This window comes from Pseudomonas arsenicoxydans, from assembly GCF_006438915.1.
In the GTDB taxonomy this organism is placed as follows: Bacteria; Pseudomonadota; Gammaproteobacteria; order Pseudomonadales; family Pseudomonadaceae; genus Aquipseudomonas; species Aquipseudomonas arsenicoxydans_A.
This window is the reverse complement of the sequence record NZ_RCZE01000025.1, coordinates 1-21573: the sequence shown is the minus strand read 5'-3', so window position 1 is coordinate 21573 and position 21573 is coordinate 1. Positions and strand designations below refer to the sequence as shown.

Here is a 21573-nt window from a genome sequence, read left to right as displayed (position 1 = left end):
CCGATTCGTAACTAGTTGGTTACCTGAATAGATGCGTTCGCCGCTGTTGATTTTGTACAACGTGTTGACCATGCCGCGCACGAGGTCGTAGACGCATGGGACGTGCGATGCGAGGTGTGCGATGGAGTAGTCGCACCTGTCCTTAAAATCAAAAACGCCCGATGCGGTGCATCAGGCGTAGGGGTGAAACGGTGTAAACCTATTTCGGACTAGACATTGCGGATTATAGGCAATCAACCATGCCAGCGCCATGGTGCCCATATTTTCTTGATACCGAGCGATGCCCTGAGCTCATTATTAAGGCCACTGTGGCAGAAGGCGTAAATGACCGAATCCGCCAGTGCTGGAGCGGCTACAAGTTGCTGCTGTGCCCACCGTGGACTCGTCTGCCAAAGTCCCCGCCCAATATCAGTGTGGCTGATTTGGGGTGCAGGAGCGTTATTTTTTGCAGCGAGGTGTCGCATAGTGGCACCAGAACCAATATCGTCAGCCCAGAATAGAGGCACACCTTGCCCAACGCGACCGTTCAGCTCACCGTGTACACCACTGAGCGTATGTATGGACTTGCCCGGATCATCCAAATACGATGCGAGGATTTGTTTGGCTACACGATCACCATTGGTCCTCGTCTTGCTCAGGTAAATGGTGTGTGGCTGGTTATTCAACGTCACTCCGTATCCTTTAAAACCTCCAGTAGTGGCGTGCTGTTGCAAACTCGATCGTACGTTACTACCACTCATTCCAGGCAGTGCACGGGACGGCCCTGAGACGGCCTGCTTTCCGCCGGTTGCCACGGCCGACACGCCTTTAGTCCCAGCAGTGCCTGCTCTGGAGCCAGCCATAGACGTATATGACGCTGCAGCCGCTTGGCCAACCTTGCTCACTAAGGCTGGCTTGGCTACACCAGAACCTGCATAGCCCAAACCAATATCACGGCCCAAGCCAAAACCAAAACCGCTTTTATCCAGATGAGAGGCCAGTGGCGGGATGTAATAATCCCCTCTCGTCGGATCGGTTCGGGAAGCAGAATCCGCAAGAATCACCTCCTCAGCCGCTGCCTGTAAACTCGCTCCCAAGCCAGACAATACGCCGCCAGCAATAGCCCCGGCGACAGCGCCCGCCGGACCACCAGCCGCGAAACCAGCCAAGGCGCCTAAAGCGGCCCCCATCAAGGTCTCAGCCAATACCCAACCCCACCGCTTCCACCAGGGTCGGTTTAGACGCCCCCCCCACCCCCAATCATTGCCGGAATGGTCGGAACGGTTAATCGGGTCCATACCGCAGTAGTGATACCGGTTTGGCCCCGCCCCGCCAAATGGGGAAATGCTATCAACAGACCAGAACTGGCGCATGACGGGGTCGTAAAAGCGGAAACCATCCCCAAGAATATAACAACCGGTAGCCGAGTCAATGTAATACCCTTTAAAACCGATAGGGCAGTCGAGTTGGTCGTGACGTGCATTTGAAGAACGGAGACCGTCGTCCAGATAAGTAAAACTAACAGCATTATCGGGATTGATTGTACCGTCGACATAAGTGTGAACAGCGTGAACAGTCCCACCGGAGTCAGTGGCGAACAGTTCGAGTTCGGAAGACTGACCCATTACTTTCTGCACGTAGCGACCAATGCTGACGCCCCCCACATTAATGTAGAATGTTCGTGCAATGTTTTCGCCGGCGTCACCGACCTCACCTAGCAAGCCGTCTGCACCGTATAACAAACAACAAGTTTTATCGTTAACGATATCGGTAATTCTCACCAATTTCCCAAAAAAATCATAGTCGTAGCTCGCAACAGCCAATTCATCTTTAGAAATTTCCAGGAGCTGGTTCATCGCATTGTACTTCATGCGTTTTGTTGTCGTTGCGTTTGTTGCACCTTGATCCACGATCACAACAGTATTTACATTACCATTGCCGTCATAGGAGAAAGTGCGCACTTCATTGACATCAATACCATTAGTCATACTACTGGGCTGGTCAGAATGACGAGTGAACTCGACATTTAACCCGGTGCTGGGGAGATTGTACGAAATTCCACCAACGGCTGAGAACGCCGTTTTCTCATATCGAACATCGTACGTTTCGGCGCCCTGTGAAATCGTAGACTTACTCAGGTATTTCTTGCTGGCTGTATATTCGTAATCGGTCGTTGTGCTCTTGCGCTGTCCGGCAGACCCAGCCTTATACGCAATCGTTCGACGTGTAGCATTACCATTATGCCCGGTGACTTGATTAAACGTCAGCGCCTCATGCTCATTTCCAGCGACCATAACTCGGACTCGGCGATCGCTTTCATTGCCGAACTTATCGTACGCAAAATCAATGCGCAGAACATCCAGTGTTGTCGTGGTGTCTGCGAACTTGATATCTTTTGGTTTTCCAGACTTTGAATCACCTTTTACAACAGGGTAATAGCTGATAGTCGCATGAAACTCCAGCCCCCCCCCTGTGACAAACTCTTTTTTTGTCAGTCTACCCGTAGCATCATAGATGCTACTTTCCTTGCAAATACTATTTCCACTCTGATCCTGCAAATCCGTACTTTCCACCTTCGTGGAAAACCTGGAAAAGGTATTCAGGGTTTTGCCCCCAGTGGTATTTATTCCAAACATTGTCGTGATGGTTTTAGCCGTACCAAAATCATCGTATTCGTAACTATGCTGTACGTACTGTCTATCAGCATTATTAACGTGTTTATAGGACGCGGTATCAGTCAGCTGTTTCGACACGAGAGAGTAGTGTGCGCTGTGCAATTGCCCCGGAAAGCCAGGGGCATTTGTTAGACGAAATCCATCCAGCAGACCCGTTGTGCTGTGAGCGTAGCGAACTCCTCCACCACCAGTACTTACCTGGATAGGTACCTGCGCCGTAGGGCTGCTATAGCGCATTGTCCTGGTAACTTTGCGCGTCCCTGTAGAATCGTAATTTGGTTCTCGCTGTTCAATGACGCGACCAAAATTATCGAATGAACGAGAAGCGTCCATCATGGTTAGATCAGCCGAGCTATCGGTGCTTTTGTAAATGGCTTTAATTCCGATCAATTCGCTGACGGTAGCCAGGTTGTTACCATAGGTATATTCCGTCGTCTCTTCACCGCAAACGTGCATCGTCAGGCGATTCAGTTGATCATACGTGAAGTCCGTTGTGGTGCCGTCCGCTACAGTCGCGATCACCCGTCCGTAGCCATCATACGCGTGAGTACTTGTTGTTACAGTGGATGAGTGGCCAATGACAGTATCAGACGGATAAATGATCTGTGTTTCATATACATCGCCAAAGTCGTTAAACTTCTGGACGCTTTTGACCTCCCGAGTGGCATCGGAGCACACGATAGTCGTAAAAGGAGTAGCCGCCTTGTTAACTTTAGAGTTTAAGGCAGTACCATCGGGATTGACGACTCGCTCAGTACCAAACAACCGGTGCTCGTAGGTGGTAGTGGCCTTCACCTGCTTAAGGGTTGAGTCGATAGGCGACGTAGTCACATAGTCAATGTTCTCATGCCGAATCACTTCAGCTGCGCCATTGCTTCTGTCGTAAACAGTAACCGACGCTACCTGAGTGAAGTCATCATTGTCGCCATGACTGATGAATACCGGCTCGCCCTCGTGGTCGAAATGCCAGCAAGTGATCTTGCCTGTGCTGGATGTAACCTTGACTCGATTGGTGTAGGTATTATGGTACTCTTCTGGAGTAGACACATGGTTTCGAAATGCCTTGCTCCAATAACGAAACTCGTAGCTTTCGACCTCTTCACTTGGAGTGCCGTAATATTTCTTGGCCTGCAGCAACCGACGCATCTGATTATAACTAAATACCGTATTAGAACTTGCTGAGTCCTCTTCTTCATACACCAGCCCTGACAACGGGCTAAATTTGACGCTACCTGCAAATGTGTTTGTTGCCTGACCGGTCGCCCAAATATAAGACGTAGCCTCAACAACGCGCCATCCCTGATAGATACTCAACGACCATGAAACCATTGTTTTATTTTCTACGTTATTGCGAGAACAGACTGTTTCTTTAAGAGACCCGAGCAAGAAAGGCGTTGATTGATCAGTGACGTACTTGTACTCGGCAACCTCGCCATCATTAACCTTATCAGTCTTTTTCAAGGTCATAGAAGGGGTGACAGTACTATTACTATCAAGAGGGTTGATGTAAGAGTTGCACGTGACTGCGATGTACGTGTAAGAGTCGGTATGGTTTCCACCCGAAGGTGCAGGCAATCCCGCCTTGGGATGGATGGTTTTTCTTTTCAAGAATCTGACGTAACTGCAGGGTGGGCACCCTACCGTTTCAGTAGAGTTTTTACCATAGTAAACATATTCATGCCTGACCCCCGACGGCAGTGTCTGACTGGTTAAGTTCCCATACTCGTCGAACGCCCGAGTGGCTTGATCGCGACGAGATCGCTCGAGTGCGTTAGTTATATTTTCTATACGCTGATGGTCCACCGTCATCTGGGTCCAACGGGAAAAATTGGCGGGCTGCGCGTCAATAGCGCCGATTACAATGGGATAAGTGTATGCGGTCACAATACCCTGAATAAAGCGCACTTTTCTAGGAGCAATCTCAACGGTGGTACAGGAAATCGGCAAGTGAAAGCGATTATAAATAGTGGTAACTTTTGACTTTCGATGAGTTGCCATTACGGTATAGGTGTAGTCCTCGACCAAAGTAGAGCAGTTATCCACCATGGGCTCCATGGTGCGAAACACTTTATAACCTGTAAAATTATTAGAGTTACCAGGGGTGCCATAAGTATAACTTACCATGCTGCTTACATTCTCAACACCTGCAACTTCAAAACCTCGCTCTACACGTGACCCGACAGTGAGCGTCTGTTCATCGGAAAATTTAAGTGTGGTCTGCTGCGACACCTTGATGAACTGACCTGTTGGCAGCGAAACCTTCTTGATGAGTTGACCAGCAAGAAAGGCTGTATCGTACGAAAATTCAATCCACCGTTGCATATCCCCCGGTAAGCTGATTTTCTTGGCATAGACATTATTATGCGTATCGCTTCCTACTTCTTTAGTGGAACCCAGAACAACTCTGGTAGTGATGATCACCCCATCCACGTGTTGTAGGACATCCATAAAAACGTCGCTACTGGATTGGTCTGGAAAAACGGATGCCGTGATCCAGTTAAGACCTTCGTCGTCTTCAACTCGAGTGATGATATCGGTATTTAACCAAGCGTTGTGGGCTACCGTAAACTTAAGCCCGTGACCGGACTCGGAACGCATTTCCTTAATCCGGCCTTCAGCATCATAGTATTCAACAATTCCGTTAATATGGATTACCTTAACCCCACGAAGAACCTGGCTTCCGACTTCCGAAGTGTAAACAGGCTCAATGTTTACGTCGCGCTCTCGGTGTGCCTCTAAAGAGGCAGAGCCATCAATGAAGTTTTGGTTATCAACCAGGCCGCTGGAAAAATGCACGCGCCCAGTCGCACCAGGAGACATTTTCGGCATATTCAAACCAAACTGCTTGCTTACACTTCGGCCTAAACCACCTATAAGACCGTAATACTGAAAAACACCCAAAGATATTGTATAATTAAATGTAACAGGGCTCGCAAAGCCGCTGCTAACGGTACCAAGAACTACACTGGATTCAATTCGGCCCGTTCTGGCATTGAAGTCGTAGTCAAGATTAACACCCGTGGCCTGACTATAGATGTCATTCGCAGACGCAGCGGATAAACTTGACACGTCCCGCGCAATCGTTTTGTTTTCTGCGACAACTGCAATGACAGGCCCTGACTCGCTATTATCACTCATATCTTACTTCCTTCGTAGATATTGATTGTTTAACCCGGCAGATCACGACCGGTCATGATCAGGAGTAGTGATACCCTAAACGGAAATCAAACATATTGGCATTCAAGTCTGATTTCAGATATTTGTAGTTGCTTAGAGTTCTCCAAAAAATTTCTAGAGCGCGCTGCCCCCCCCGAGCGAAGTGGAGTCAATGACTATCCGTTATTGGCCCCGTTGCGGGTGCACTTGATGCGCCTTTAAAGTTAGGTGCGCGACGTCATCTCGCATGGCGACACTGGCTTATGATATGAGCGAGCAACATGCTTATTAATTACGAGCACAATGCTTATTAGGACATTTTTCGCAGTGACCAATTGATGTAATTATTTCTCAAAAAACTATTTTGCCGATCTTTAAAAAGCTGCGAGTCCAATATCAAACCGCACATTGATTTCATCTTTGTTTTTTAGTCAAAGTTTAAGCACTTTTTGAGACACTCCCTGTGTCTCTGTGTGATAGCCGCCTGCACCAGTTGCGTAAACTAGAAAGTCCATCACCACGGAAAAGTTACGTAATATTCAGCCGTCCCACTATGCTTCAGACGTAAGGGGTTAGGAGGTTTTGAGTAACCCCAGCGCGCGCGTGACGAACTTGAAGTCGTACCGAATCAACATGGTGTTTGAAAGCAGCACACTATAGTTACGTTAGCTGGCCAATAAATGTACCAAGTGAATCGTGACCATTGGCGCGATCCATTGTCAGACTTTGTCTTCCAATTGCAAAAAAAGCCCGTTATAAAATGCTGTATTCGAACATGCAGTGAAGTTGACACCGGGGAGAATCGATACAGAGTTGAATCCTGCGATAAATGCGTCCCTTATTGCTGGACGAGAAAGACGTAGAAACGTTTTTGAACTTTTTTAAGGCTCTAATTAATGGTTGCGCTCCGATCGAAAAATTTATTTGTTGAGACGTATCAGTGCGGATGAAGAAAACATGGAAGAACTAATGGGCTCGTGGATTTATGTTTTAATCGCTGCGCTCGGTGGAGTATTAGGTCATATGATGCGCAAACTAGGCGCTCAACAACCGATACGGGTCGGCGAGACAGTATTACAAGGTGTTGGTGCAGCGTTCGCCGGTTACTTGATTTTACTGGGGTGTCGCTCACTTGATCTCCCATCAGATGTATCCGGCGTCATCATTGGGCTGTGTGGGTGGCTGGGAGCAGATGCGACCTTAATGCTTTTGCAAACTTATATTTATAAAAAGCTGAAAATAGGGGAGCATGCCGATGATGAGAAAAAATCTAACTAAAGGTAGGCGACGGTGCATTTATTTTCTCATTGAGGCCGCATTTGATGAACATTTCAAGGCCATGAATGTTCGGTGTTTGTATCTCGGGGTCTCGACGGACGATACGCCAATGAAACGTTGGTGCGACCTCGGATAGATATTGATACTAAATGCTCATGGGGCAACGTATTGGTCTCGGAGACTGAATGACACATCAATATAAAGATACTGACACATGGTAATCACGGTACTACAACTCTCTACTGTACTTCCTCGATCCGACGCAGCGACTGGGCTTTTTGCGCCAATGCTCAATAAGGCGATGGATAAATATCAAATTCATACAAAAAAGCGTGTCGCCGGCTTTATTGCCCAAGTCGGTCACGAATCAGGTGAGTTACGTTACTTGCGTGAGGTTGACAGTCAGGCCTACCTTGGAAAGTAAGACACCGGTGCACTCGCCAGGCGTCTTGGTAATTCCCCGGCGTCGGATGGCGACGGGCATCTGTATTGCGGGCGTGGGCTCATCAGATCACGGGTTTAAGTAACTACCGCCCGTGCGGCGATGCGCTGGAACTGGATCTGGTCAACCACCCCGAGTGGCTGGAACAACCCGAATATACCTGTCTTTCAGCGGCTTGGTTTGGCACCGTAACGGCTTGAACCGTTTGGTAGCCGAGGACGCCTTTGAATCCATTACCCGCCGGATCAACGGCGGCCTCAATAGGCACCGTGCGCGATTGGCCATTTATAATTTAGCTCTATCGGTTTTCAAGTGAATACGTTGGGCGCACGACGCAACAGTCTCTTGGCATTGGCACTTGTCAGCTTTGGCTGATTTAATGGTCTGGCAATGGCAGGCCAATCGGTACAACGCCGAAATTGCCAGTATCAGAGCGCGGGTAGCAGAACACGAGGCCGAACGTTCGTGAGTCACCAGCGAAGTCAACACCCAGGGACAACAGCGCAACTCACACCTGACTAAAGCGCTCAGTCAATTGGAGCAACGTCGCATTAAGGAGATTCAGTAAGTTCAGAACATTGCCCAGCGCCTCCCTCTTGATCTCTTTGCTGCTCGCAAGCGGTTGTCCGTCTGGGTTGTCAACCCAGTAGTAGCCATGCGGTTCCAACCGATTCCCCCGCCGGCGTTCTGGGCAATGGCGCCGACACCGCAGAGCTTCATCCTGCGCACTCTGGCAAAGACGTTCGTTGTCCTCGTTGTAGCTCGTCCCTCAGTAGTCATCGAGCTTTTTTCGCGGCACCAACAACGCGGCTGTGTCAGCGAGCGTCTTGTCTTTGCGGCGCAGTGCGCACTCAAGTTCCTGATGCGCTTCTTACCTTGACGAGACTGCTCCCGATCTTCTTTTTACTGGGCCTTTTCCGATTTCTGTCCAGCGATAAACGCTTGACTCCAGGCCGTGATTTGCCCGAGAGGGGGGGAAGGCCTTTGCGGCGACAGTATTCGCCTAGGGAAGGTCTGAAGTAGTCATGTGTTTTTAGCTGACTTCGGATGCCCCCCGATTTTGAAAGCGGTAAATCGATCAAAAGCTATCAATTCACGCTCTGATTACTTTGTTTTGGCCGCTGCGAGCATCGTGCGGCGGCGACTTCCCACATTACAGGCGCACCTCTCCTGCACTGTTCAATAAATGTCGGCGGGCCATCCACGGATTCGATAGCGCGAACAGCGTCATCATCTGCGCCGTATTCTTGGCCAGGCCACGGAAGCGCACTTTCACATAACCAAACTGGCGTTTGATCACTCTGAACGGGTGCTCGACCTTCGCCCTTACCTGCGCCTTGGCTTTTTCGATTTTGCGCTTGGCTTTATACAGAGCGCTGTGCTTGCCCAGTTTCTGGTAGGTGCTGCGCCGGGCGGCGATCTGCCAGATGACCTGACGACCTTCATGCTCAAGACGCTTCTCGATCCCGGTGTAACCAGCATCGGCACAGACCACGCTCTCTTCGCCGTGCAGCAGTTTGTCGACCTGCGTGACATCGGCCACATTGGCCGCGGTGACCACTACGCTGTGTACCAGCCCCGACTCATCGTCGACACCAATGTGGGCTTTCGCGCCGAAGTAATACTGGTTGCCTTTCTTCGTTTGGTGCATTTCTGGATCGCGCTTACCGTCCTTGTTTTTGGTCGAGCTCGGAGCATTGATCAGGGTTGCATCAACGATCGTGCCTTGACGCAGCGACAGCCCTCGGTCGCCCAGATAGCCATTGATCACACCCAGAATTCCGGCGGCTAGTTCGTGTTTCTCCAGCAGACGACGAAAGTTGAGGATCGTAGTTTCGTCGGGGATGCGCTCCAGGTTCAGCCCCGCGAACTGGCGCAGGATCGTGGTCTCGTACAGGGCCTCTTCCATCGCCGGGTCGCTGTAGCCGAACCAATTTTGCAGCAGATGAACACGCAGCATCGCCATCAGCGGATAGGCCGGACGACCGCCATCCCCCTTCCGGTAGTGCGGCTCAATCAGAGTAATCAAACCCTTCCACGGCACCACCCGATCCATCTCGATCAGGAACAACTCTTTGCGGGTCTGCTTACGCTTGCCGGCGTATTCGGCATCGGCGAAGGTCATCTGCTTCATCGGAAAACTCGTCGGGTGGAATCTGGGTATTTTGCCAAAATATGGAACTCTTATTCAGAGTTTCCCTTAGTCAGAGCAGTGTTCTTCAATCGGTTGGCGAAATCAGGGATTAAAATTTTGAACAGCAGCACTACCGTGCCAACGGCCTCAATCTGGTAGCTGCCGCAACAGTGCTGGGCTGAGTTGGGGACACATCAACTTACAAGGCAATCAGGCAATTACATCTGGCGGCAGAGGCGTAAGCTGGAGGACGGGAAATTCAGGCTGCTACGACAGGCCGGAAACCTTAATATACGATTTTTCCGAATTCTGTAATCTCCTCGAAAGGATCGTTTTCGGACACTTGGACGGTGCCCCAAGGCCGGCGTTTTCTCGTAGGCGAAAATCAACACTAAGGGCGCTGCCCTTGTCATCTCGCAACTGCCGCGTTAGGCCGGGGAGCGCAAAGCGCTGAAGCTGCCACGACGAGCCGGGGTCGCGTCCTTGACCTGAGGGATATAGGCGGCGTGGTCGGAGGGGGTTGCAACGGGGATATGTGCTGCCGGGCATTCATGTCGATCCCGAGGGCTCGAATAACGGCCAGCACGGTTTTGAGTGTTGGATTTCTTTTGTCGCTGAATGAGCAATACAAATGTTCACAGGGGGCCTGTTTCGCTGGCAAGCTCTGTCATGCATTTCGCACGGGCCACAACACTCATCGCTTTGGCAATATATTCAGTGTCACCAGTTTCTAAAGTATCCGCCATGAAGATGGCCATGGCTTCCGGCCCATCTAGGTCTGCAGCAGGGTCGTAGTCGTAAATTGCTTTTTTCATTCTTACCTCCACTCACTCGCGAGTTTATTAGCCGTTCCGATATCTCGGATTTCGCTGCTTTTGTCGCCGCCGCACAACAACACGAAATCATCGTCGCGCTGCTGTAAATATACGCGGTAGCCTGGGCCGTATTGAATCCGTAGCTCACTGACGCCCTCACCTACAGGCGAATCATCGCCCAACAGTCCATTAGCCAACGGGGTTGGGAGAGCATTGGAACCATGCGACCTGAGGTCGTTTGAACTTCTGTTTTACTGTAGAGTTTTCTCCTGATGACACCGATTGTCCCATCAACCCTTTCCTATCTGGACATGCGGGACTGGTAACAGCTAGGTGTGAAGCTCTGGGGAAAATGTACCCTCCGATTTTCGGTACTCCCACGGGCTGAAACATTGCTCGACGCGAAAGTGGGCAGACTTCCGTAAGGTCGTTCACGGTGAGAGAACTTGATTAATCGTTACTCAAAGGAAAGCCGATGACGGCTATCGGTAGCACTGTGAAAATAGTGGCGATCTGTACTGGTGCGCCTTCGCATGCTGAAAGGATGTGGCTTCAGGCTGACTGGGGTCTCATCAAAGAAGAAATGAAACGACTCCAGGGGCGTATTGCTAAGGCAACAATGGAAGGCCTAGGAGGCAAGGTGAGAGCCCCGCAACACCTGCTAACCCGCTCGCACAGCGGCAAGATGTTAGCGACCAAACAAGTGATAGAAAATCGTGGGAAGAGAACGCCGGGCGTTGATGGCAAGATCTGGGCGACCCCTGCGGCCAAGTGGAGAGGTTGGAAGGCGACTGCCGCGAGATTAGGGTGTCGCGGAGCTATGAGGCCGTTCAGGGTAATCTCCCCATTTTTAATACTCGCCAGAAATAGATATCAGGCCACCAGGGCCAACTTCTGTTTAGGGGTGATGCCTCCGAGGGCCATATTCCGGCGCTCGTGATTGTATGTCCAGATCCAGTTCGTGCTTTAGTCCCGGACTTCAGTATCGACTCAAGCAGGTAATGTCACAGCCAGTCATAGCGTACCGTTCGGTTGAAGCGCCCGACGTAGGTATTCTGCTGCGGGTTGCCCGGCTGAATAAAGTCCAGTCGGATGCCCCGTTTCGGTCGCGGTAGGGACGGCAGTTACCTGCCGCCCCACGCCCAGATCCGTACGTGCGGAACTACCGCATCGGCTCCTGCCTTGGGTACGTGACGCGAAGCGATCTTCAGGGTAAGGATGTGCATTTCTCGGTCTTGGTATGTAGAGGTCGGCAAGGCGTCCGTAGCGTGACCATTGAAACCGATGACGCTGGCTGCGACGTTTGAGGGCTTGCCGCCATAGACGGCACCGCCAGACGAAAACCACCAAGACGTATCAGGTTCCCCGGCACCGCGTGGTAGTTGAAGTACCCAGTGACAACTCGTTAAGCCACTGATCCACGACTCGAACAGGCTCGTGACGTCTGCGTTTCAGCTCATCCTGAATAGCCCACTGCGTCGCACGCATTCGCTTCTTGACCGTCAGACGCAGTATTTGAAAACCACCGCTCCTGTTGGTACACCACCCAGACCGAGCACATGCCCAAGAGCCAACGCGAACATGCCGAGTGCATGCCGCAACGGCTGATCCGCTGGGCCGAGCAAAACGGGCCGAACACGGCCGGCGTTAACGTCCACATCCTCGAACGCCGAATCCATCTGCAGCACGGCTTTCATGCCTGCCTGGGCATCCTGCGCCTGAGCAAGCAGCACGGCGAAGAGCGGTTGGAAGCTGCTTGCCAGCATACGCTGGCACTGGATGCGTGCAGTTACAAAAGCCTCGAATCGATCCTACGCCAAGGCTTGGAGCGACTGCCGCTGGCCCGGCAAAACCTCCCGTTATTGCCCGAAGAACATATCAATCTGCGCGGCCCTGGCTACTACCACTGCCCTGAAAAAGGAGCACCTCAATGCTACCCAACCCGACCTTGGACAAGCTGCAAACCTTGAGGCTGCACGGTATGATCAAGGCGCTGAGCGAGCAACACGCCACGCCCGACATCAACGATCTCAGCTTCGACGAACGCCTCGGCCTGATGGTCGACCGCGAGCTGACCGAGCGCGAAAATGCCCGTCTAACGACTCACCTCAAAGCCGCCCGGCTGCGCCACAACGCGTGCCTGGAAGACATCGATTACAGCAGCCCGTGTGGCCTGGACAAATCCCTGATCCTGCAACTGGGCTGCGGCCAGTGGCTGCGGGACGGCCTGAACCTGATCATCGGCGGCCCCACTGTCGTAGGCAAAACCTGGCTCGCCTGCGCGCTTGCGCAAAAAGCCTGCCGCGACGGTTACAGCGTGCGCTACCTGAGCCTGCCGCGATTGATGGAAGAGCTGGGCCTGGCCCACGGCGATGGCCGCTTCGCGAAACTGATGGCGGGTTATGCCAAGACTGACTTGCTGATCTTGGACGACTGGGGACTGGCGCCATTTACCGCTGCGCAACGACGCGACATGCTGGAACTGCTGGACGACCGCTAAGGGAACCGCTCGACGCGGGTCACCAGCCAGATGCCGGTGGACAAATGGCATGTGCTGATCGGCGATCCAAACTTGGGCGATGCGATCCGCGACCGTCTGGTGCGCAACGCTTACCGCATCGAACTCAAGGGCGAATCGATGCGCAGGCGCGCAACGAAATTGAGGGCACCAGGGACTTCAGACTAACAATGCAAACCTGCGTCGCTCCGCTCCCACTGCCTAGCCGGATGAGCGTGGAACGGATGGCCAGATGTTGGTGGACTAGGTGGCCAGATGACGTGGAATCCACAACCTGATCCAGCGCACGCACCACAGATTCAGCTGGCAGCGACAATTCAATTTCCATACTCAGGGCTTAGCGGTTGAAGTCGTCAATTAGATTGACAACCCGAAAGCTGCGCCCATCAGCTAATTGATCGTGCATGAAGTCCATCAACCAGCATTGGTTGGTGGCCTTACAACATCCAGCGGCTCAGGCTTCTCGCGCACGATACGTTTGCGCGGTTTGATCCGCAGCTTCAGCTCCAGTTCGCGGTAAATCCGGTACCCCCTCTTTTGGTTCCAACGATAGCCCTTCACGTTGCGCAGGTACAGAAAGAACAAGCCCCTCCAGTTACATTGGTTATGCATGAGTCGGATCAACTGATCGGCGATCTCGGCGTTTTCAGACGACAAGCGTGGTTGATAGCAATATTACCACCCCGAAATTCATCGGGAATTTGTGCATCCATTAATGGGGCCCGACGGAATGGTATTAGCGCGTTCATCGACCACATTGGGCACGACCTGATCATCAACGCTCGGGACGAGGGACGCCTCAAGGGGATGTGATCTCGCCCTTGTTAGCCAATTTATTCCTGCACTACGCCTTTGATCGCTGGATGGACAGGACGCATCGGGGCTTGCCGTTTGAACGGTTTGCCGACGATATTGCTATCCACTGCACAAGGATGAGCGAGGCTGTTCCAATCAGAGAGAGCTTTACGCGATGGATGAGTGAAGTGGGCCTGACCACCAACGAAGAAAAGTCGAAGATTGTCTACATCGACACATTCGAGCGGCACAATGTCGCGACGAGCTTCACCTTTCTCGGCTATGACTTCAAGGTGCGAACCCTTAGGAATTCCACGGGCGAACTCTTTCGTAAGTGTATGCTGGGAGCGTCGATGAAGGCGATGCGCGGGATGGTAAACACGATCAAACACTGGCGCATCCATCGATCCACGACTGATGACCTGAGGGATTTTTCTCGCAGGCACAATTCTGTGATTCGAGGATGGATCGAATACTACGGGAAGTTCTGGTACAGAAACTTCAGCTATCGATTGTGGAGCGCGTTGCAATCGCGCCTGCTCAAATGGATGAGGAGCAAGTACCGAGTATCTATACGTCAAGCGGAGAATCGGCTGCGTCTTGTTCGAAGAGAGAATCCGGTGCTGTTCGCGCATGGGTATTTACTACGTGCATCGAATGTGTGATCAAGAGCCCTATGACGGGAGACTGTCACGTACAGTTCTGTGAGCAGCCGGGGGGTGAAATTCCCTTCGGCTGACTCGACTCAGCGACACGCCCAAAGGCGCGACGGCCAGCGCTCAACTTTACAGTTTGGTCGAGACGGTTAAAGCCAACGGCCAAAAGCCACATGCGTGGCTGCGCAACGCACTTGAACGGTTGCCGCAAGCCGTCGCAGTAGAAGGCTTCGAAACCTTGCTGCCGTGGAAATGCACGCCGTACCACGATAGGTATAAGCCTCATCTTTAAAATGTGGTGTTGATGGATCGCATACTACGAAAATGCGCCTCCGTTGTCTATCAAAAGACATCGATCAGCGGACGACGTTGTTCGCGTTATCGAATCTTTCTTGAATGCAAGAGGAGCCCTCATGATGTGCTAGATGCACCGAGAAAGGGAGCACTCCAGAAAAACAACGAATAATCAAAGATAGTTGTTTAAAGCCACCGAACCTAGTGCATCCAAAATGGATATTATAACTTCAGCGGCTATTTAAAGCCTGCTAATCAGCGATACTCCACATTCATCACGTAGTTGAGTTTTGGAAAGCTACCGAAGTTGCCAAACTGATCATGCTGATAGCCCTGCGGGAAAGCTACCGGAAGACCAGTGTTTTGGGTGTTCTGATAGTTACCAATTAAGCCTCCACTTGGGAAGAAGGTGGGGAATGTGCAAATTTTATCTTTCTCAATCCAACAGTACGCGCCGGATGGAGGGTTTATTATAACGTAAGGGCTTCCATTTTTATAAAGTGTTTCATTGTAATTCCAAATATAACTCCCTGACTCTGATGGAAATTTGCCCCACCACTTAGAACCAGGCATGTTTTGCGCATACAGAGACTCTCGTTGATTGGAGGGGGACCTGTAACTACCATATGATGTGTTTATTCTAGAAAATGAAACATTAAAGGTCAACTTCTCTCGCTGAGCACCATAGGCGCTATACGTGTACTCATAAAAACACTTGTCGTAGCATGGTACGCTATCGTGCAGAGTAGGTGTAACAGATACGCCACTCGGCAGAGTGACCTTTAGCACGACTGTAGGTTCCGGATCTGCCAGCGACGTTGGATTGCCTGCACACAATACATCGGAAGGTAATGTAGTGATGGGATATACGGCTTGCGCATATCGTTGGAAGCCGGGCCAGTTGCCCCGCCCTTTAAAGAACTGACATTGTGTCGCTTTGGCGGCGGCGACACGCTGCGGCCAGAATTGACCAAGATTAGTATTCCGAGTAAATACCCCATCCAGAAACATCAAATAGGTCTTTTGAGAATTTACCGGATAATCATTAATGTTAACAATGCCAGGATCAATTCCGGTCGCATTATCCAGACTTGGGTGGTCCGCCGGACGATTGTCAAAATTAGCAATGTCGTCATCGGTAATTAACTTGGGGGATTGGATGCCTTGATTGGTCGCCCCAGTATAAGCAATGAACTCAACACCATTTTCAAGATAAGCCGGAAACAGATTATTTACAACCAGCTTAAGCTGGCTGACATTATAAGGCGTCAAGCCGTTTTCAATATTTAGAAACCAGCCATCCAAGTTCAATTTTTTGGCCAGAGCGGCCAGCTTATCTAGCACAGGCACGGAATAGTTTAACTTAACCGTTTCGCCATTATTGTTGTAATGACCAAGCAGATTGGAAGTCATCTGCAAAGTGCCGTTGGCCGAGTCAATATAGACCGTACCGTATACTTTTACACCGTTCCGATGCGCGGCACTAACCCATTCAGGGTCAGGCGCACTGATATGTGAGCCGGAGAGCGCCTCGCCGCCAAAGTTGATAAACTTACGAATGAAAGCCCAGTTTTCAAATGTGACCGGATTGACTCCGCTCGGGACATCAGGATAATTCAGCGAGGCTGGACGGGTGCGGTAGATCACAGCGAACTCCTTACCTGTGCCGGTTTGTGTACGGTCCATCCATTGACGCGTGACTTGCGTACTCAGTGGATTTGTGGAAGGGGCAAGGTAACCGTTCAAATTATCGGGATCGACATTGAAAATGCTTTCATAGCCATCAGAATTTCGTGCTGGATCAGAATCCAGCGCCCAGGTAAACGTATTTAGAGCCAAGGCATGTGTGCTCAGCAATAGCCCTGCGATCACTCCAAAGAGTCGCAAGTGCAAGCCCATAAGATGTCGACCACATATTAAGAAGCCTTGATACAAATTGTTATTCGCCTGCATGTTTTTCTACTCGTCTGGGTTTGGTTATGAATAGGTTGCTCGATTGCTCGAAAAACCATTGGTGCTATATGGATAAACTCCAGATGACTACGACTAGTAGTAGTGCTGAGGTTAAATTCCACACATATACGTATATATGGAAAATTGCGATTATTGCAATATAAAGTCCGAGTTCAGATCGTCTGTAGGCAGACGGTGTGTCAATGCCTGAGATGGGGACAAGTAACTGTTAGGCACTCATTGAGCAAAATGTAACGAAATCAGCTATTGCGTAATCGGTTGCATCATTCCACACATTCCTTTGGCGCCTGCTGCGGCTATTGTGAACTCTGCCGCATTCGCCGGTGGCGGTGTTGGTCCATGCGTATGGCTCGCCAGTTGTGTGCTGATCTGCTCGATCAGTTCGAGCAGATTGCACATCACCTGCACAACGTTGATACTATCTGACACAAGCCACGTTTTTGGTGCCAACAGGCGCTAGCTGACTCCCGCCACGCTTTGGCGCAATCCTTCAATCCGCTCCTGCATATCCCCCCCCACCGTGACGTTGTGTTTCTGCCCCACAACCAGTTCACTCCCGGCCGATCGCCTGGTGCAGATCATCCACCGCAGCCAGACTCACATTGACAACAGCTTGATCGCGCCCAGCGCCTCGATTTTTTTCACACCACCTACCGTATCGGTTGAATGGTCATCAACCTCCTGCGTGTGGCTCTGGAACTATTCGCGGTTTTCTCGGGCTTCAAACTCACGCTGGATGGCCTGTTCCAGGATTTTGCCATCGGTCTGGCGGTATCCGATCCATGAGGTGCACCTACCGCCAGAAGCGCTTCGTGTTTACCGTGGCATCTCTGACGAGCAGTGCCATGGCAGCAACGCCTCATAGTCCGCCACCCACTGCGCATGCGGCAGGCGCTCCAATACGCGGCGTAGCCACGTATAGGGCTCTTGGCCGTTGACCTTGGCGGTCTCGATCAAGTGGTAGATCTGTGCACTGGCAGTGGCGCCTTGGCGTATTGCTAAACAGCCTAGCCTTGCGCCCGGTCACGAACGGCTTAATCGCGCGTTCCGCAGGGTTGTTGTCGATAGGTAAAAACCCAGCCTCCACGTAGCGCTCCAGCCGGCTCCAGTTGCTGGCCAGATAATTCACGGCCTTGCCCAGCACACTTTGCGGCGTCACCTGTGGCTGCATTTTCTCCAGCCAGCTTTTCAACTGGGACAAGACCGGCAGGCTCAGTTCCTTACGGCCAGTAAAACGCTGCTCCTCGCTGACGCCCTTGCGTTCACGCTCGATGCAGTACAGCTTGCTGATAATCGTCAGCGCGATATCGGCTCGCACTGTCTTGCCCTTGGGCTACACTTCTTGAGCATCGACGAATTTGCGTCGGGCATGGGCCATGCACGCCAGGCGTTCCACGCCCGGTTGCATCGCCAGCGCGTTAAAACCGGCGTAATCGTCGGTCATCACGTAGCCGCGATAACTTTCCAGCAGGCGCAACGGCACGTCCTGCGCGCGGCTGGAGGGGTAGTCGAACAGCACGACTTTTCGATCCGGTGGTCCACTGGCCGGCCCCCCAGGAAGACGATCAAGCGTGATTACGTGGCGCATATGCCCAAGCCGGATCCAGAAACGGCGTTGCGCAACGTGGCAATTGCCTTCGAACATTACAACGAGCAGCATCCGCACAGCGCCTTGAACTATCGATCACCCAGAGAGTTCAGGCGCTTGGCGGCAGCATTAAGTTAACAGCGAGTTGGTGTCCGGTAATGAGATGGTCACTCCCCCCTGCCAGCGCTACGCTTTCGCAGGGTGTTTTATTTTGGAGGCCATCATCATGAACGAATTGACACTGGTCGGTATCGATCTCTCGGCAAACACACTTACCACTTGCACGGCCAGGACGTATCGGGTCGGGTCGGGTCGGGTCGGGAGATGTTTCGTAAGAAGCACTCGCGCGTGCAGATGATGCGTTTTTTTTCAGCAACTGCCCCACTTGTACTGTCGCGATGGAAGCCTGCGCTGGCTCCCATTTCGTTTCCCACTAACTGGCGACCATGGGGCATGTAACCAAACTGATTTCCCCACAGCTTGTTCAGCCTTTTGTTAAAAGTAACAAAATGATTTTGTTGACGCCGAGGCGATCTGTGAAGCCGCCTCACGCCCTTCGATGCGATTTTTCTCGCCTAAAACCGAGGCCCAGCAAACGCTCTCAGTACTGCATCGCATGCGTGAGTCGCTGGTGCGTGATCGCACCAAAACAATCAATCCACTCCACGGCTTCCTGATGGAGTTCGGCATCAGCCTGCCTCTTGGGCGAACTGTCATAAAACGTCTGCTTAGCATTCTGGCCGAACATGAGTTGCCGATACGGCTCAGCACATTGTTGCAGCGGTTGCTCGCAGACTTCGGCTACTTGGATGAGCAAATCACGCAGCTGGATAAACAGATGGCTTGCCAACTGGCTGACAATGATCTGGGCAGTCGTTTGCTGAATATGCCCGGCGTCGGCCCGATCACCGCCAGCCTGCTGACTGTCGAAATGGGAGACGGCAAGCAATTCGGATGCAGTCGTGAATTCGCCGCATCCATAGGGCTGGTTCCCAGACAGTACAGCACGGGTGGCAGGTCTACTTGAAGGGGATCAGCAAGCGAGGAGACAAGAGCCTCCCATGCCTGTTGGTACAATGCGCCAGGGTTTATATGCAAAGGCTCGAAAGTCAAAAGGGGCACTGGCTGATTGGGTGCGCTCATTGCTTCAGCGACGACACTCCAATGTCGTGGTGTGCGCTCTGGCCAATAAACTGGCGCGAATTGCTTGGGCAATATCTGCTCACCATACAATGTTTGAAGCAGGCCCAGACGCCATGGCGGCCTGACCCTACTGTTGTCGCAGTACCACGAGGCATCTCAGGTTTGCGATAGCTGAAAAATGGATGGCGTGAACGGCACACCGGCCTGGCGAAGAACCTGACTTATGAAACGGCTTTAGAAGCTGCTCCGGTTTACAGGATTGCCAGGCGCGACTCTCATCATGGCGCGAGGCATGCTTCATAAGACGCCGGATAGATTTACGCAAGCCAACCACTTCACCCGTTAATCAGTATTGCAAAAATGGGGTGACCATAGATTTCATTTGACCGCTACACCTACCGGCTTCGTAGTTATGCCTAAGGAAACTCTGAAAAAGACTTCCAGATTTGGTGAAATACTCACCTCGCACAAACTGAATGGTTGAGTCCCGATGAAACAGATGTCCTTCGCCGATGCCGAGTACGCCGGCAAGCGTAAGCAGACCCGCCGCGAACGCTTCCTGATCGAGATGGATCAGGTGGTGCCCTGGAAGGGTTTGATTGCCTTGATCGAACCGTATTATCCAAAGGGTGAAGGCGGTCGTCCGGCGTATCCGTTGCTGGCCATGTTGCGGGTTCATCTGATGCAGAACGGGTTCGGCTACAGCGACCCGGCGATGGAAGAAGCGCTCTACGAAACCACGATCCTGCGCCAGTTTTCGGGGCTGCAACTGGATCGGATTCCCGATGAAACCACGATCCTCAACTTCCGACGCCTGTTGGAAAAGCATGAATTGGCGGGCGGGATTTTGCAGGTCATCAACGGCTATCTGGGCGATCGAGGCCTGCTGTTGCGTCACGGCACGGTTGTCGATGCAACAATCATCCATGCACCGAGTTCAACCAAGAACAAGGACGGCAAACGTGACCCCGAGATGCATCAAACCAAGAAAGGGAACCAATACTTTTTTGGGATGAAATCGCACATCGGTGTCGATGCCGAGTCGGGCTTAGTGCATAGCCTGGTGGGCACGGCGGCGAATGTAGCGGATGTGACGCAGGTCGATCAGTTGCTGCACGGCGAGGAAACTTACGTGTGCGGGGATGCGGGTTATACCGGTGTGGACAAACGCCCAGAGCATCAGGACTGCAAGATGATCTGGTCGATTGCCGCCCGGCCCAGCAGCTACAAAAAACACGCGAAAAAGAGTTTGATCGGGCGCATGCGACGCAAGATCGAATACGCGAAAGCGCAGGTACGGGCCAAGGTTGAACATCCGTTTCGCGTGATCAAGCGCCAGTTTGGCTATACGAAAGTGCGCTTTCGTGGCTTGTCGAAAAACATCGCTCAACAGACAACCTTGTTCGCTTTGTCGAATCTGTGGATGGTGCGAAAACGGTTGATGGGTATGGGCGAGGTGCGTCTGTAATGCGGGCTGATCGCCCTAAAGCAGCGCGATCAGAGGAAAGAACCATGAATTAAGGGCAAGAAAGGTCTGATTTTCGACCGACTTATGATTTTTTGAGCCTCAAGTAGCGAGGGCATGAAAAATCGGTGGGTACTTCAGACCTTCCCTAAAGTCGCAATCGTTCAACTGGCGACAAACTCACCGGCGGGCTTATCTCTTTATTTTACGCTTCTTAATCCAACTAAAAAAAGCGTATACCGGATATGCACATGCCGCAAGAATGCAAAACACCATCATAAAATCGAGTAAAATTAATGGACCACTTTCATGTGAGAACATATTGAGAACACTCCTTCGTTCACTACTACAGAATAGTACATACTAGGGAAACTCTGAAGAAGACTTCCAAATTTAGGCAAAATACCCAGATTCCACCCGACGAGTTTTCCATGAAGCAGATGACCTTCGCCGATGCCGAATACGCCGGCAAGCGTAAGCAGACCCGCAAAGAGATGTTCCTGATCGAGATGGATCAGGTGGTGCCGTGGAAGGGGCTGATTACTCTGATCGAACCGCATTACCCGAAGGGTGATGGCGGTCGTCCGGCCTATCCGCTGGTGGTGATGCTGCGTGTTCACCTGCTGCAAAGCTGGTTCGGCTACAGCGACCCTGCGATGGA

The 21573-nt window shown here is 51.7% G+C and carries 8 protein-coding genes and 14 pseudogenes; 12 read left to right on the top strand and 10 right to left on the bottom strand.

Features of this window, described 5'->3' with window-relative positions:
* Positions 1-233 precede the first annotated feature (233 nt).
* On the bottom strand, positions 234-5792 hold the full coding sequence (locus EAH78_RS31425; RefSeq protein ID WP_140672167.1) for an RHS repeat-associated core domain-containing protein: 5559 nt from the start codon (positions 5790-5792) through the stop codon (positions 234-236).
* Positions 5793-6767: 975 nt separating this feature from the next.
* On the opposite strand from EAH78_RS31425, the gene EAH78_RS31420 reads away from it, so the two are divergent.
* Both EAH78_RS31420 and EAH78_RS31415 read left to right on the top strand, forming a co-directional pair.
* Positions 6768-7088 carry a phage holin family protein gene (locus EAH78_RS31420; RefSeq protein ID WP_140672165.1) on the top strand — a complete coding sequence of 107 codons (321 nt, stop codon included), beginning with the start codon at positions 6768-6770 and terminating at the stop codon, positions 7086-7088.
* Between the two features lie 214 nt (positions 7089-7302).
* A pseudogene (locus EAH78_RS31415) lies at positions 7303-7846 on the top strand (glycoside hydrolase family 19 protein).
* 412 nt (positions 7847-8258) lie between these two features.
* On the opposite strand, the pseudogene EAH78_RS31410 reads toward EAH78_RS31415, so the two are convergent.
* Both EAH78_RS31410 and EAH78_RS31405 read right to left on the bottom strand, forming a co-directional pair.
* Positions 8259-8537 (bottom strand): annotated as a pseudogene (locus tag EAH78_RS31410) (IS3 family transposase); the annotation flags it as partial.
* 146 nt (positions 8538-8683) lie between these two features.
* Positions 8684-9664, bottom strand: coding sequence for an IS5 family transposase (locus EAH78_RS31405; protein ID WP_140672162.1), 981 nt, complete (start codon positions 9662-9664; stop codon positions 8684-8686).
* A gap of 66 nt (positions 9665-9730) precedes the next feature.
* Here EAH78_RS31405 and EAH78_RS32945 point away from each other — a divergent pair.
* Positions 9731-9979, top strand: a pseudogene (locus tag EAH78_RS32945) (Tn3 family transposase); the annotation flags it as partial.
* 220 nt (positions 9980-10199) lie between these two features.
* Here the strand turns inward: EAH78_RS32945 and EAH78_RS31400 are convergent.
* Positions 10200-10479, bottom strand: a pseudogene (locus tag EAH78_RS31400) (addiction module antidote protein); the annotation flags it as partial.
* Positions 10480-10481: 2 nt separating this feature from the next.
* Positions 10482-10676, bottom strand: a pseudogene (locus EAH78_RS31395) (type II toxin-antitoxin system RelE/ParE family toxin); the annotation flags it as partial.
* 278 nt (positions 10677-10954) lie between these two features.
* Between EAH78_RS31395 and EAH78_RS31390 the strand changes: the two are divergent.
* A complete protein-coding gene (locus tag EAH78_RS31390) occupies positions 10955-11419 on the top strand; it encodes a reverse transcriptase N-terminal domain-containing protein (RefSeq protein ID WP_140672157.1) in 465 nt (154 codons plus the stop codon).
* Here EAH78_RS31390 and EAH78_RS32940 read toward each other — a convergent pair.
* Positions 11353-11582: pseudogene (locus EAH78_RS32940) on the bottom strand (integrase core domain-containing protein); the annotation flags it as partial. The gene EAH78_RS31390 and the pseudogene EAH78_RS32940 sit on opposite strands and share 67 nt — an antisense overlap.
* Positions 11583-12017: 435 nt before the next feature.
* On the opposite strand from EAH78_RS32940, the pseudogene EAH78_RS31375 reads away from it, so the two are divergent.
* Together EAH78_RS31375 and istB are read left to right on the top strand one after the other, a co-directional pair.
* Positions 12018-12386, top strand: a pseudogene (locus EAH78_RS31375) (IS21 family transposase); the annotation flags it as partial.
* A gap of 23 nt (positions 12387-12409) precedes the next feature.
* Positions 12410-13165: pseudogene (gene istB / locus EAH78_RS31370) on the top strand (IS21-like element helper ATPase IstB).
* Between the two features lie 97 nt (positions 13166-13262).
* Here istB and EAH78_RS32935 read toward each other — a convergent pair.
* A pseudogene (locus tag EAH78_RS32935) lies at positions 13263-13672 on the bottom strand (IS3 family transposase); the annotation flags it as partial.
* Positions 13673-13818: 146 nt separating this feature from the next.
* Between EAH78_RS32935 and EAH78_RS31365 the strand changes: the two are divergent.
* Together EAH78_RS31365 and EAH78_RS31360 are read left to right on the top strand one after the other, a co-directional pair.
* Positions 13819-14457 carry a group II intron maturase-specific domain-containing protein gene (locus tag EAH78_RS31365; RefSeq protein WP_205017981.1) on the top strand — a complete coding sequence of 213 codons (639 nt, stop codon included), beginning with the start codon at positions 13819-13821 and terminating at the stop codon, positions 14455-14457.
* 82 nt (positions 14458-14539) lie between these two features.
* Positions 14540-14740: pseudogene (locus EAH78_RS31360) on the top strand (transposase domain-containing protein); the annotation flags it as partial.
* Between the two features lie 257 nt (positions 14741-14997).
* On the opposite strand, the gene EAH78_RS31355 reads toward EAH78_RS31360, so the two are convergent.
* The 3 genes and pseudogenes from EAH78_RS31355 to tnpC form a co-directional block, all read right to left on the bottom strand.
* A complete protein-coding gene (locus tag EAH78_RS31355; protein ID WP_140672155.1) occupies positions 14998-16695 on the bottom strand; it encodes an endo-beta-N-acetylglucosaminidase in 1698 nt (565 codons plus the stop codon).
* A 264-nt stretch (positions 16696-16959) separates the two neighbouring features.
* A pseudogene (locus tag EAH78_RS32930) lies at positions 16960-17502 on the bottom strand (hypothetical protein); the annotation flags it as partial.
* A gap of 30 nt (positions 17503-17532) precedes the next feature.
* Positions 17533-18262: pseudogene (gene tnpC, locus EAH78_RS31350) on the bottom strand (IS66 family transposase); the annotation flags it as partial.
* A gap of 12 nt (positions 18263-18274) precedes the next feature.
* On the opposite strand from tnpC, the pseudogene EAH78_RS31345 reads away from it, so the two are divergent.
* The 4 genes and pseudogenes from EAH78_RS31345 to EAH78_RS31330 form a co-directional block, all read left to right on the top strand.
* Positions 18275-18442, top strand: a pseudogene (locus tag EAH78_RS31345) (integrase core domain-containing protein); the annotation flags it as partial.
* Positions 18443-18530: 88 nt separating this feature from the next.
* Positions 18531-19572 (top strand): annotated as a pseudogene (locus tag EAH78_RS31340) (IS110 family transposase).
* Positions 19573-19937: 365 nt separating this feature from the next.
* Positions 19938-20915, top strand: coding sequence for an IS5 family transposase (locus EAH78_RS31335; RefSeq protein WP_140672152.1), 978 nt, complete (start codon positions 19938-19940; stop codon positions 20913-20915).
* Between the two features lie 428 nt (positions 20916-21343).
* Positions 21344-21573 (top strand): transposase (locus tag EAH78_RS31330; protein WP_140672150.1); only part of this gene is annotated, 230 nt, incomplete at its 3' end.